The sequence below is a fragment of the Streptomyces sp. NPDC091649 genome (assembly GCF_044756785.1).
Classification (GTDB): Bacteria; Actinomycetota; Actinomycetes; order Streptomycetales; family Streptomycetaceae; genus Streptomyces.
Window position 1 is genome coordinate 20,384 of the sequence record NZ_JBIVTR010000024.1, and the last position, 12,515, is coordinate 32,898.

Here is a 12,515-nt window from a genome sequence, read left to right on the forward strand (position 1 = left end):
AACCGCGCTCCGCGCGGTGAGGATGAAGGCATGGGATTCCATGTCGACTCCGAAACCGGGCGGCTGCGCCGCGTCATACTGCACCGACCCGATCTGGAGCTGAAGCGGCTCACCCCCAGGAACAAGGACGCGCTCCTGTTCGACGACGTCCTGTGGGTGCGCCGCGCCCGGGAGGAGCACGACGGGTTCGCCGACGTCCTGCGCGACCGGGGGGTCGCGGTGCACTTCTTCGGGGATCTCCTGCGCGAGTCCCTCGCCATCCCGGTGGCGCGGCGGCTGGTGCTCGACCGGGTCTTCGACGAGAAGGAGTACGGTCCGCTCGCCACCGAGCACCTGCGGGCCGCCTACGAGACCTTGTCCCCGGCGGAGCTGGCGGAGGCGCTGGTCGGCGGCATGACCAAGCGGGAGTTCCTGGAGCGGCACAGCGAGCCGGTCTCGGTCCGCTTCCACGTGATGGACCTGGACGACTTCCTGCTCGCCCCGCTGCCCAACCACCTCTTCACCCGGGACACCTCCGCGTGGATCTACGACGGGGTCTCCATCAACGCGATGCGCTGGCCGGCCCGGCAGCGCGAGACCGTCCACTTCGAGGCCATCTACCGGCACCACCCCCTCTTCACCGGTGCGGAGGCGGGCGCCTTCCACCACTGGTCGGAGGGTCAGGACGACTATCCCTCCACCATCGAGGGCGGTGACGTCCTGGTCATCGGCCAGGGGGCGGTCCTGATCGGGATGAGTGAGCGCACCACGCCGCAGGCGGTGGAGATGCTCGCGCGCGGCCTCTTCGACGCCGGTTCGGCGCGCACGATCGTGGCGCTCGACATGCCCAAGGCCCGGGCGTTCATGCACCTCGACACGGTGATGACCATGGTCGACGGTGACACGTTCACCCAGTACGCCGGTCTTGGCATGCTGCGCTCGTACACCATCGAGCCCGGCAGCGGCCCCCGCGAGCTGAAGGTCACCGACCATCCGCCCGAGCACATGCACCGCGCCATCGCGGCCGCCCTCGGCCTCGACTCCGTCCGGGTGCTCACCGCCACCCAGGACGTGCACGCAGCCGAGCGCGAGCAGTGGGACGACGGCTGCAACGTGCTCGCCGTCGAGCCCGGCGTCGTCGTCGCGTACGAGCGCAACGCCACGACCAACACGCATCTGCGCAAGCAGGGCATCGAGGTGATCGAGATCCGGGGCAGTGAGCTGGGCCGCGGGCGCGGCGGACCGCGCTGCATGAGCTGCCCGGTCGAGCGGGACCCGGTGGCATGAGGACCCTGCGGACGGCGACCCGGTCCTGTATAGAGATGCGAGGTATCGTATAGACTTCCAGTCCGCCCGTGCGCAGTGCGCCGATCCCCGCCCGACCCAGGAGCAGTCATCATGGCCATAGACCTCACCGGCCGCCACTTCCTCAAGGAGCTGGATTTCACCTCCGAGGAGTTCCTCGGCCTGGTCTCCCTGGCCGCCGAGCTGAAGGCGGCCAAGAAGGCGGGGGCCGAGGTCCAGCGGCTGCGCGGGAAGAACATCGCGCTGATCTTCGAGAAGACCTCGACGCGGACCCGCTGCGCGTTCGAGGTCGCCGCCGCCGACCAGGGCGCCTCCACCACCTATCTCGACCCCTCGGGTTCCCAGATGGGCCACAAGGAGTCGGTGAAGGACACCGCCCGGGTGCTCGGCCGGATGTTCGACGGGATCGAGTACCGGGGCGACAGCCAGCGGACCGTCGAGGAGCTGGCCGCGTACGGCGGGGTGCCGGTCTTCAACGGGCTCACCGACGACTGGCACCCCACCCAGATGCTCGCCGACGTGCTCACCATGACCGAGCGCCGCGAGGGGCCCGTGGCGGGGGCGGTCTTCGCCTACCTCGGCGACGCCCGCTTCAACATGGGCAACTCCTATCTGATCACCGGCGCCCTGCTCGGCCTGGACGTCCGGATCGTGGCCCCCGAGGCGTACTGGCCGGACCGCTCCGTCGTCACACGGGCCCGGGAGCTCGCCGAGGCCAGCGGCGCGACGATCACCCTCACCGAGGACGTCGCGCGGGGCGTCCGGGGCGCCGACTTCGTCGCCACCGACGTCTGGGTCTCGATGGGGGAGCCCAAGGAGGTCTGGGCCGAGCGCATCGCCGCACTCGCGCCGTACGCCGTGACGATGGACGTCCTGCGGGCCACCGGCAATCCGGACGTGGCCTTCCTGCACTGCCTGCCGGCCTTCCACGACCTCGGCACCCAGGTGGGCCGCGACGTCCACGCCACCCACGGGCTGGCCGAGCTGGAGGTCAGCGACGAGGTCTTCGAGTCCGCGCACTCGGTCGTCTTCGACCAGGCGGAGAACCGGATGCACACGATCAAGGCCGTACTGGTGGCGGCCCTGGCCGGGGCGTAGCCCGCCGCCGCGGAGGGTGCGGCCCTCCCGTACGGGTACGGGGGACGGGTTCGCATGCTCATACACCCGATTGGGTGAACATGCGTGGTGGTGGCTACGATGTCGCCTCTTGATGGGGTTCGGGCTCGCACATGCCCGGGCCCCTTCCCATGTCGCCCGGGGCCCCCACGGCCGCCGTGCGCACCGGGCAACGTCCCCCCACCGCTCCACCAGAGATGAGAACGTCCCGCATGAGCCCCGGTCTGCCGCGTTCCGGCACCCCGCAGAGCCCCGGCCCCCCGAAGGCGGGCGCGCGCCGCAAGAGTCCCGATCAGCTGATCGCCGAGTCCGGCGGAGACCTGGAGGGCCACGGCCTCAAGCGGACGATGGGCCTCTTCCAGCTCGTCTGCTTCGGCGTCGGTGCGATCGTCGGCACCGGCATCTTCGTCGGGCTGTCCGACAGCGTCGCCGAGGCCGGCCCGGCCGTCGTGATCTCGTTCGTCCTCGCGGCGATCACCTGCATCTTCACCGCGCTGTCCTTCGCGGAGCTGGGCAGCGCCATCCCGGTCTCCGGAAGCTCGTACTCCTTCGCGTACGCGGCGCTCGGCGAGCGCACCGCCTTCCTCGTCGGCTGGTGCCTGCTCCTGGAGTACGGCGTCTCGGTCTCCGCCGTCGCGGTCGGCTGGAGCCAGTACGTCAACGAGTTGCTGAACAGCGTCATCGGCTGGGAACTGCCCGAGGCCCTGTCCTCCGGGCCCGGCGACGGCGGTGTGGTCAATCTGCCCGCGGTCGTCGTGATCGCCATGGCCGCCACGCTGCTGGTACGCGGAGTCCGGGAGAGCGCGACCGCCACCGCCGCCATGGCGATCCTCAAGATCGGCATCCTGGTCGCCTTCTGCGCGGTGGCCTTCAGCGCGTTCCAGGACGACAACCTCATGCCGTTCGCGACCCACGGGCTCGGCGGGATCACCGCGGGCGCCTCGCTCGCGTTCTTCTCCTACATCGGCTTCGACGCCATCACCACCGCCGGCGAAGAGGTCAAGAACCCCCGGCGGAACATCCCCATCGCGATCCTGATCTGCATCGGCGTCGTCACGCTGCTCTACTGTGCGGTGGCACTCTCGGCCATCGGCGCGATCGGCTCGGACGCCGTCGCGAACAAGAGCGCCGCCCTCTCGATCGCCGTGAACCAGGTCACCGGCTCCACGGTCGGCGGCGGCGTCATCGCCTTCGGCGCGGTCGTCGCCATCGCCTCGGTGGTGCTCGCCGTGATGTACGGACAGACCCGCATCCTGATGTCGATGTCCCGTGACGGGCTCATCCCGCGCGTCTTCGAGCGGGTCTCGCCCAGGACGCACACCCCGGTCGCCAACACCTGGATCGTCGCCTGCGTCTTCGCGGTCCCGGCGGCCTTCGTCCCGCTCGACGTCGTCGTGAACCTGACGACCATCGGCACCCTCGCCACGATGGTCGCCGTCAACGCCGCGGTGATCGTGCTCCGTCGCCGCAATCCCGAGCTGAAGCGCACCTTCCGGGTGCCGCTCTACCCGGTGAGCCCGCTCCTGGGCGTCGTGTTCTGCCTGTATCTGATGTACGGGACCGGCTGGACGACCTGGGTCCAGTTCGCGGTCTTCCTGGCCGTCGGCTCCCTGTTGTACGCCGGTTACGGACGCAAGCGCTCCCGGCTGGTCAGCTCCCCGGGGACGGGCCCGGCTGCGCCGGTATCGCCGGAAGGGTGAACCACACGGCCTTGCCGTGCTCCGTCGTGCGGTGACCGCACGCGGAGCTGAGAGTCCGGATCAGCAGCAGGCCGCGGCCGTGCTCCTGCCAGGGGTCGACCTCACAGCCCGGCTGCGGCCGGGACAGGTCGCCCGGCGGGGCGGGGTCGCGGTCGTGCACCTCGACCTGGCAGCCGGTGGGCAGCAGCTCCACCACCAGCTCGATGGGCTCACCGCCCAGCGTGTGCTCGACCGCGTTGGCCACCAGCTCGGCGGTCAGCAGTTCGGCGGTGTCGCTGTCGGCCGGGGCGTCGATGTCGGACAGCGCCGTACGGATGAGAGCGCGGGCGATCGGCACCGCCGCGGTGGAGTGCGGCAGGGCGATGCGCCAGGAAGCGGGGACGGGGACGTCGGGCGGCACGGCGGGGTTCCGTTCGGGAGCGGGTCTTCCTCGAAGCGGGAGGTCTCGACATCTCGGGTTCACGTCGTGCTCGTGTCGGGACTTCCTGGTTTCAACCTTACGAACCGCTCCGGCTCGGCCATAGGGGCGGTCGGCCGGAGCAAAGCGGGACTTTCGGCACAACGGTCTCATGGATGACGTATTGCGACCTCGTGACGGCGGTCACGTGGGGGTGATAACTTCGGAGGCGGAACGCGACCCGCGCACGGCCGGCACCAGCCCGATCGCTGAAGGGGACCCCTCCATGAGCCCGTTTCCCAGCTCGGCCCCGAGCACCGAGGAATGGCGTCATCTGCGGCTGACCCGGGACGACGGTGTGGCCACCGTCACATTCGCACGCCCCCGGAAACTCAACGCACTCACCTTCGGCGCCTACGCGGATCTGCGCGACCTCCTCGCCGAGCTCTCCCGGGAACGGTCCGTCCGCGCCCTCGTCCTCGCCGGTGAGGGCCGCGGCTTCTGCTCCGGCGGTGACGTCGACGAGATCATCGGCGCCACCCTGGCCATGGACACCGCGCAGCTCCTCGACTTCAACCGGATGACCGGACAGGTCGTCCGCGCCCTGCGGGAGTGCCCCTTTCCGGTCATCGCCGCTCTCCACGGCGTCGCCGCCGGAGCCGGGGCCGTGCTGGCGCTGGCGGCGGACTTCCGGATCGCCGATCCGTCGGCCCGCTTCGCCTTCCTCTTCACCCGGGTCGGCCTCTCCGGCGGCGACATGGGCGCGGCCTACCTGCTGCCCCGGGTCGTCGGCCTCGGCCACGCCACCCGGCTCCTGATGCTCGGCGACGCCGTCCGCGCCCCCGAGGCCGAGCGCATCGGACTGATCAGCGAACTGGCCGAGGAAGGGAAGGCCGACGAGCGCGCCGCCGAGCTGGCCCGCCGCCTCGCCGACGGCCCCGCCCTCGCGCTCGCCCAGACCAAGGCCCTGCTCACCGCCGAGCTGGACATGCCGCTGGCCGCCTCCGTCGAGCTGGACGCCAGCACCCAGGCCCTCCTGATGCACGGCGAGGACTACGCGGAGTTCCACGCCGCCTTCACCGAGAAGCGGCAGCCGAAGTGGCAGGGAAGGTAGCCGCCGTGCCGGCCCCCGAGACCGCGCCGTGCCGGGACAGCCCCGCCTCGCCCCCCGTGACCGCACCGCGCCCGGACGCGGCCACCGCCCCCCGGCAGGGCCCCTCGGCCGTACGCCGGATCGCGGTCATCGGCGGCGGCCCCGGCGGCCTCTACGCCGCGGCCCTCCTCAAGCGGCTGGGCCCGGACCGCGAGGTCACCGTCTTCGAGCGCAACGCCCCCGACGACACCTTCGGCTTCGGCGTCGTCCTCTCCGACGAGACCCTCGGCGGCATCGAACACGCCGACCCCGAGGTGTACCGGACGCTGAGCCGCTCATGCGTCCGCTGGGACACCATCGACATCGTCCACCGCGGCCGGACCCACACCTCCGGCGGCCACGGCTTCGCCGCCCTCGGACGCCGTCGGCTCCTGGAGGTCCTGCACGAGCGCTGCGCCGGTCTGGGCGTCGACCTCCGCTTCCGGACCGAGGCGCCGCCCGCCGCCGAGCTGGCCGCCCGCCACGACCTGGTCGTCGCCGCCGACGGGGTCCACAGCGCCACCCGGGCGGCGCACGCCGACGTCTTCGGCCCGGGCCTCACCGAACACCGCAACCGCTACATCTGGCTCGCCGCAGGCTTCCCGCTCGACGCCTTCCGCTTCGAGATCGCCGAAACCCCCTACGGCGTCATGCAGTTGCACGGATACCCGTACGAAGCGGACGCCTCCACCGTCATCGTCGAGATGCGCGAGGAGGTGTGGCTCGCCGCCGGGCTCGACACCTGCGACGCGGCCGAATCCGCCGCCCGCTGCGCGAAGTTCTTCACCGAAGCCCTGGACGGCCGCCCGCTGCGCGGCAACAGGTCCTCCTGGCTCGCCTTCCGCACGGTCGTCAACTCCCGCTGGTCCCACGGAAACACGGTGCTCATCGGGGACGCGGCTCACACCGCCCACTTCTCCATCGGGTCCGGAACCAAGCTCGCCGTCGAGGACGCGGTGGCGCTGGCCGCCTGCGTCGATGAACAGCCGGACCTTCCCGCCGCCCTGGCCGCGTACGAGGCCGAGCGCCGCCCGGCCGTCGCCTCCACCCAGCGCGCGGCCGCCGCCAGCCTGCGCTGGTTCGAGGACCTGGCCGGCTACGTGGACCAGCCGCCCCGGCGCTTCGCCTTCAACCTGCTCACCCGGAGCCGCCGGGTCACCCACGACAACCTCCGGCTGCGCGACGGCTCGTTCACCGCCGCCGTCGAGGAGGAGTTCGGCTGCCCGCCCGGCACCCCGCCGATGTTCACCCCGTTGCGGCTGCGCGGCCTCGAACTGCGCAACCGCGTGGTCGTCTCGCCCATGGACATGTACTCCGCCGTGGACGGGCTCCCCGCCGACTTCCACCTCGTCCACCTCGGAGCCCGCGCGCTCGGAGGAGCCGGGCTCACCATGACCGAGATGGTCTGCGTCAGCCCCGAGGGCCGTATCACCCCCGGCTGCACGGGCCTGTGGAACGGCGAACAGGCAGCCGCCTGGCGGCGGATCACCGACTTCGTCCACACCTCCGCACCCGGCGCCGCCATCGGCGTGCAGCTCGGCCACTCCGGCCGCAAGGGCTCCACGAAACTGATGTGGGAGGGCATCGACCAGCCGCTGGAGAGCGGCAACTGGCCGCTGACGGCCGCCTCCCCGCTCCCGTACGAGCCCGGCGTCAGCCAGGTCCCCGCAGAGCTGGACCGGGCCGGACTGGACGCCGTGCGCGGTCAGTTCAGGGCTGCCGCCCGGCGCGCCGCGAGCTGTGGCTTCGATCTCCTCGAACTCCACTGCGCGCACGGCTACCTGCTCTCCGGCTTCCTCTCCCCGCTCACCAACCACCGCACCGACGCCTACGGCGGCTCGCTGGCCGGGCGGCTGCGCTTCCCCCTCGAAGTCTTCGACGCCGTCCGGGAAGTGTGGCCGCGGGAGCGGCCGATGACCGTGCGGATCTCCGCCACCGACTGGGCCGAGGGCGGCACCGACACCGAGGACGCCGTCACGATCGCCCGCGCCTTCGCCGCCCACGGGGCCGACGCCATCGATGTCTCCACCGGCCAGGTCGTGCCCGATGAGCGCCCCGAGTACGGCCGCTCCTACCAGACCCCGTACGCCGACCGGATCCGCAACGCCGTCGGCGTCCCCGTCATCGCGGTCGGCGCGATCTCCTCCTGGGACGACGTCAACTCCCTGCTGCTGGCGGGCCGCGCCGACCTCTGCGCCCTGGGCCGCCCGCACCTCCACGACCCGCACTGGACCCTGCACGCGGCGGCCGAACAGGGCTACACCGGCCCCGGCGCGCCGTGGCCCCTCCCGTACCGCGCGGGCAGCCGCCCGCCCCCGACCGGCCGCGCCGACGGACAGAAGCCCCGGCTCGGTCCGCGGTGAGGTCCGCCTCGCCGTGCCCGGCCGGAAAGGACCGGGACGGCTGGGCGCCCCCGCGCGGGCCGTCGCCGGGCCGCGCGCTCACCCGCGTACGAACCGCTCCCCGGCGTCCCGCAGCCGCGCGTGCAGCCGGCCGAACACCTCCGCCGACCGGTTGCCCGGCCAGTCCCCGGGCAGCAGCTCCGGCGGCAGGCCCGGGTCCGCGTAGGGGAGTTGCCGCCACGAGTCGAGCGCCAGCAGGTAGTCCCGGTAGGCGGTCTGCGGACGGGGTGCGCCGTCGGCGGCCCCGGACGACTCCCAGTCCCGCAGCACCGGCTCGTGCAGTTCGAGGAAGTCGTGGTGCAGGCGCGCCACCACGTCCAGGTCCCACCAGCGGGCCACCGCCTCGCGGGTGGCGGCGAAGCCGAGGTGATCGCCGCGGAACAGGTCGACGTACGGGGCGAGTTCGAGCCGTTCCAGGGTGTGCCGCGTCTCCTCGTACAACCCGGCCGGTGCGATCCACACCCCGGGCGCGGCCGTGCCGAAGCCGAGGCGGGCCAGCCGGGAGCGCAACAGGTGGCGCTTGCTGCGCTCCGCCTCGGGCACGGAGAACACCGCGAGCACCCAGCCGTCGGCGAGCAGCGGTGCGGGTCGCCGGTAGATCCGCCGGTCGCCGTCGTCGAGCAGCTGCCGGGCGTCCGCCGACAGGGCGTAGCCCGCCGAGCCGTCCGCCGCACGGGCGGCCACCAGCAGACCACGCCGTTTCAGCCGCGAGACGCAGGAGCGTACGGAGGGGGCGTCCACGCCGACGGCGTGCAGCAGGCGGATCAACTCCGACACCGCGAACGGAGCGCCGTCCGGCGGACGGCCGTAGGCGCCGTAGAGCGTGATGATCAGGGAGCGGGGGGTGCGCAACTCGGCCACGTGATCACTCTAGAGGTGCCGGCGGGGCGTCCTGCCCGGCAGGCGGCTCCGATCGGCGGGGCGCTTCCCTCTCACGCAGCAGGAACCGCTGGAGTTTGCCGGTCGCGGTCCTCGGCAAGGAGTCCTGGAAGACGAAGACGCGCGGGCACTTGTGCGGGGCCAGGCCGGCCTTCATATGGGCGCGCAGCGAGTCCGCGGTCTGTTCCGAGCCCTCCCGCAGCACCACGTGCGCCACCACGATCGAGCCGCGCAGCTCGTCCGCCCGGCCCACCACGGCGGCCTCCGCGACCTCGGGGTGGCGCAGCAGGGCGTCCTCGACCTCGGGGCCGGCGATGTTGTAGCCGGAGGAGATGATCATGTCGTCGGCGCGGGCCACGTAGCGGAAGTAGCCGTCCGGTTCGCGGACGAAGGTGTCGCCGGTCATGTTCCAGCCGTGCCGGACGTACTCCGTCTGCCGCGGGTCGGCGAGATAGCGGCACCCCACCGGGCCGCGCACGGCCAGCAGCCCCGCCTCGCCGTCGGGCAGCTCGTCCCCGCGCTCGTCCACCACCCGGGCCTGCCAGCCCGGCACGGGCACCCCCGTCGTGCCCGGCCGGATTGCGTCGTCGGCCGCCGAGATGAAGATGTGCAGCAGTTCGGTGGCCCCGATGCCGTTGATGATGCGCAGCCCCGTCGCCTCGTGCCAGGCCCGCCAGGTGGCCGCCGGCAGGTTCTCCCCGGCCGACACACAGCGCCGCAGCGCCGAGAGGTCGTGCCCGTCCAGCTGCCCGAGCATCGTGCGGTAGGCCGTCGGGGCGGTGAACAGCACGGAGACCCGGTGCCGGACCAGGGCGGGCAGCAGCTGCCGCGGGCCCGCCTGCTCCAGCAGCAGCGTCGAGGCCCCGGCCCGGAGCGGGAAGACCAGCAGCCCGCCCAGACCGAACGTGAAGCCCAGCGGAGGGCTGCCCGCGAACACGTCGTCGGCCGAGGGGCGCAGCACGTGCCGGGAGAAGGTGTCGGCGATGGCCAGCAGGTCCCGGTGCAGGTGCATGCAGCCCTTGGGGCGCCCGGTGGTCCCGGAGGTGAACGCGATGAGCGCGACCTCGTCGGCGGCCGTGTCCACAGCCCGGTACGGGCCCGTCCGGCCCTCGGCGAGCCGGGCCAGGTCCCCGGGCCCGTCCCCGCCGAACAGCGTGACCCGCAGGCCGTCCACGTCCGCCTCCGCCAGGTCCCGCGCCGACCTGGCGTCGCACAGAGCGTGGCTGATCCGCGCCAGCGAGCAGATCGTGGACAGCTCGCTCGCGCGCGCCTGCGCCAGCACGGTGACGGCGACCGCGCCCGCCTTCATGACGGCGAGCCAGCAGGCGGCCAGCCAGGGCGTGGTCGGCCCGCGCAGCAGCACCCGGTTGCCCGGCACCACGGCCAGGTCCTCGGTCAGCACGTGGGCGATGCGGTCCACCGTCTCCAGCAGCTCGCCGTAGCTCCAGACCCCGCCGTCGCCGGAGCGCAGCGCGGGGCGGTCGGCGCCCCGTTCCTCGACGGTGCGGTCCAGCAGCTCGTGCCCGCAGTTCAGCCGGTCGGGGTAGCGCGGGGCGGGGTCCTCCAGGAGGAGTTCAGGCCACTGCTCCGGCGGCGGGAGATGGTCGCGCGTAAAGGTGTCGGCGTGGGCGCCGGCGGCGTGCCCGGACGGTTCCGGATGCGCACCGGGGACGCGTACGGACGCGTCGGCGGCGGCTGTGGGCGTGTTCGGCGAGGAATTCGGCTCCATGAAGGATCGCCCCCTTGTCGCCTCTGGAGCGTATCGTTTGAGTGACGGTAGTCAACGGTCCGCGATAAGACATGACGGGTGAGGCCATGCGACGCGATGCCGCACCTCGCGACAGGACACGCGACACGACGCGACAAGAGAGGCGCCGCCATGACGGCATTCTCCCTCGAACCGGAACAAACCGCCTGGTGCGAGGAGCTGCGCACCCTCGCCGCCCAGAAGCTGCGCCCGCTGGCGGAGGAGGGGGAGCCCGGACGCGTCAACCGCCCGCTGCTGGCCGCCCTCGGCGAGCTGGGCCTCCTCGGCCGGATGCTGGGCTCCGGGGCACTGGACCTGTGCCTGCTGCGGGAGTCCCTGGCCCGGGGCTGCACGGAGGCGGAGACGGCGCTCGCCCTCCAGGGGCTCGGGACCACCCCCGTCGTCCAGGCGGGCACTCCGGCGCACCGCGAGCGCTGGCTCCCCGAGGTCCGGGCCGGGCGGGCCGTCGCGGCGTTCGCGCTGAGCGAGCCCGGCGCGGGCTCCGACGCGGCGGCCCTCGGCCTGGCAGCCGAACCCACCCGGGACGGCTGGGCGCTCACCGGTGAGAAGTGCTGGATCTCCAACGCCCCGGAGGCCGACTTCGCCGTCGTCTTCGCCCGGACGACCCCCGGCGCGGGGTCCCGGGGCGTCACCGCGTTCCTGGTGCCGTCCGACCGCCCCGGGCTCACCGGCTCCGCCCTCGACATGCTGTCCCCGCACCCCATCGGCACCCTGGAGTTCGACGGTGTGCCCGTCACCGCCGACGACGTGCTCGGCGAGCCCGACCGGGGCTTCCGGGTCGCGATGAACACCCTCAACCTCTTCCGCCCGAGCGTCGGGGCCTTCGCCGTCGGGATGGCCCGGGCCGCCCTCGACGCCACCCTGGAGCACACGGCCCGGCGCACCGCGTTCGGCGGTCCGCTCAGCGGCCTCCAGGCCGTCTCGCACCAGGTAGCCGAGATGTCCACCCGCACGGAGGCCGCCCGCCTCCTGGTGTACGCGGCGGCAGCGGCGTACGACGCGGGGGAGAGCGGCGTGCCGCGCCGCGCGGCGATGGCCAAGCTGTACGCCACCGAGACCGCGCAGTACGTCGTCGACGCCGCCGTCCAGTTGCACGGAGCCCGCGCCCTGCGCGTGGGCCACCTGCTGGAACACCTCTACCGCGAGGTCCGCGCGCCGCGGATCTACGAGGGTGCGAGCGAGGTACAGCGCACCATCATCGCCAAGGAGCTGTACGCGGACGCCGCCGAGCGCCCGACGGCCGCTGCCCAGGGACCCCCGGCCCCGCAGCCGCCGGCTCACGAGCCCCACGCCCGGGATTCCCCCGCCCACGAGTCCCGCGCCGACGGGCTTCCCGCCCAGGAGTACCCGGCCCGCACGCCCGCCGAGCAGGAGTCCGCCGCGCGGAGGTCCGCGCGCCTCACCCAGGAGCCGCCCGCATGAGCCCGTCCCACCGGATCAACCCGGCCGAACTCTCCCCGCCCACCGGCTTCTCGCACGCGGTCGTCGCCACCGGCGGGCACCTGGTCTTCCTCGCCGGGCAGACCGCGCTCGACCCGGACGGCGAGGTCGTCGGGGCCACCCTGCCCGACCAGTTCGCCGTCGCGCTGGGCAATCTGCTCACCGCTCTCCACGCGGCCGGCGGCGCCCCCGCCGACCTGGCCCGGGTCACCGTCTACGCCACCGACGTCGCCGACTACCGGGCCCACGCCGCCGAGCTGGGCCGCATCTGGCGCAGACTCGCGGGGCGCGAATACCCGGCGATGGCCGTCATCGGCGTCGCCCGGCTCTGGGACGAGCAGGCGATGGTCGAGATCGACGGGACCGCGGTCCTGCCCTGAGCCGCCCACCCGGGGCC

Annotated in this window: 10 protein-coding genes; 7 read left to right on the forward strand and 3 right to left on the reverse strand. The window is 73.0% G+C overall.

Annotated features, from left to right (window positions below):
- The first annotated feature begins 30 nt into the window (after positions 1 to 30).
- The 3 genes from ACIQMU_RS29085 (at position 31) to ACIQMU_RS29095 (ending at position 4,100) form a co-directional block, all read left to right on the forward strand.
- Positions 31 to 1,266 (forward strand): arginine deiminase, encoded by a 1,236-nt coding sequence (locus ACIQMU_RS29085; RefSeq protein WP_402690037.1) that lies wholly within the window; start codon positions 31 to 33, stop codon positions 1,264 to 1,266.
- 111 nt (positions 1,267 to 1,377) lie between these two features.
- Positions 1,378 to 2,382 carry an ornithine carbamoyltransferase gene (argF, locus tag ACIQMU_RS29090; RefSeq protein WP_352243863.1) on the forward strand — a complete coding sequence of 335 codons (1,005 nt, stop codon included), beginning with the start codon at positions 1,378 to 1,380 and terminating at the stop codon, positions 2,380 to 2,382.
- 230 nt (positions 2,383 to 2,612) lie between these two features.
- Positions 2,613 to 4,100, forward strand: a complete 1,488-nt coding sequence (locus ACIQMU_RS29095) for an amino acid permease (protein ID WP_352243862.1) — start codon at positions 2,613 to 2,615, stop codon at positions 4,098 to 4,100.
- Here ACIQMU_RS29095 and ACIQMU_RS29100 read toward each other — a convergent pair.
- A complete protein-coding gene (locus ACIQMU_RS29100) occupies positions 4,051 to 4,500 on the reverse strand; it encodes an ATP-binding protein (RefSeq protein WP_097867015.1) in 450 nt (149 codons plus the stop codon). The genes ACIQMU_RS29095 and ACIQMU_RS29100 overlap by 50 nt on opposite strands.
- A 283-nt stretch (positions 4,501 to 4,783) precedes the next feature.
- Between ACIQMU_RS29100 and ACIQMU_RS29105 the strand changes: the two genes are divergently transcribed.
- The gene (locus ACIQMU_RS29105) at positions 4,784 to 5,611 is read left to right on the forward strand and encodes an enoyl-CoA hydratase family protein (protein ID WP_402690038.1); all 828 of its coding nucleotides are present in this window, start codon (positions 4,784 to 4,786) and stop codon (positions 5,609 to 5,611) included.
- 56 nt (positions 5,612 to 5,667) lie between these two features.
- Positions 5,668 to 7,992: a bifunctional salicylyl-CoA 5-hydroxylase/oxidoreductase gene (locus tag ACIQMU_RS29110; protein ID WP_402690068.1), complete on the forward strand. Its 2,325-nt coding sequence runs from the start codon at positions 5,668 to 5,670 to the stop codon at positions 7,990 to 7,992.
- Between the two features lie 78 nt (positions 7,993 to 8,070).
- Here the strand turns inward: ACIQMU_RS29110 and ACIQMU_RS29115 are convergent, their stop codons facing one another.
- Positions 8,071 to 8,892 carry a PaaX family transcriptional regulator C-terminal domain-containing protein gene (locus tag ACIQMU_RS29115; protein WP_352243860.1) on the reverse strand — a complete coding sequence of 274 codons (822 nt, stop codon included), beginning with the start codon at positions 8,890 to 8,892 and terminating at the stop codon, positions 8,071 to 8,073.
- Positions 8,893 to 8,896: 4 nt separating this feature from the next.
- The gene (locus tag ACIQMU_RS29120) at positions 8,897 to 10,639 is read right to left on the reverse strand and encodes an AMP-binding protein (protein ID WP_352243859.1); all 1,743 of its coding nucleotides are present in this window, start codon (positions 10,637 to 10,639) and stop codon (positions 8,897 to 8,899) included.
- A gap of 150 nt (positions 10,640 to 10,789) precedes the next feature.
- Here ACIQMU_RS29120 and ACIQMU_RS29125 point away from each other — a divergent pair, with 150 nt between their 5' ends.
- Positions 10,790 to 12,100: an acyl-CoA dehydrogenase family protein gene (locus tag ACIQMU_RS29125; RefSeq protein WP_402690039.1), complete on the forward strand. Its 1,311-nt coding sequence runs from the start codon at positions 10,790 to 10,792 to the stop codon at positions 12,098 to 12,100.
- Positions 12,097 to 12,498: a RidA family protein gene (locus tag ACIQMU_RS29130; protein ID WP_402690040.1), complete on the forward strand. Its 402-nt coding sequence runs from the start codon at positions 12,097 to 12,099 to the stop codon at positions 12,496 to 12,498. The genes ACIQMU_RS29125 and ACIQMU_RS29130 overlap by 4 nt, the downstream gene beginning before the upstream one ends.
- Positions 12,499 to 12,515 lie beyond the last annotated feature (17 nt).

What these genes read in the sequence shown, in the direction of transcription:
- ACIQMU_RS29085 (WP_402690037.1), top strand. Translation starts at nt 31, where the DNA reads ATGGGATTCCATGTCGACTCCGAAACCGGGCGGCTGCGCCGCGTCATA.
- argF (WP_352243863.1), top strand. Translation starts at nt 1,378, where the DNA reads ATGGCCATAGACCTCACCGGCCGCCACTTCCTCAAGGAGCTGGATTTC.
- ACIQMU_RS29095 (WP_352243862.1), top strand. Translation starts at nt 2,613, where the DNA reads ATGAGCCCCGGTCTGCCGCGTTCCGGCACCCCGCAGAGCCCCGGCCCC.
- ACIQMU_RS29105 (WP_402690038.1), top strand. Translation starts at nt 4,784, where the DNA reads ATGAGCCCGTTTCCCAGCTCGGCCCCGAGCACCGAGGAATGGCGTCAT.
- ACIQMU_RS29120 (WP_352243859.1), bottom strand. Translation starts at nt 10,639, where the DNA reads ATGGAGCCGAATTCCTCGCCGAACACGCCCACAGCCGCCGCCGACGCG.
- ACIQMU_RS29125 (WP_402690039.1), top strand. Translation starts at nt 10,790, where the DNA reads ATGACGGCATTCTCCCTCGAACCGGAACAAACCGCCTGGTGCGAGGAG.
- ACIQMU_RS29130 (WP_402690040.1), top strand. Translation starts at nt 12,097, where the DNA reads ATGAGCCCGTCCCACCGGATCAACCCGGCCGAACTCTCCCCGCCCACC.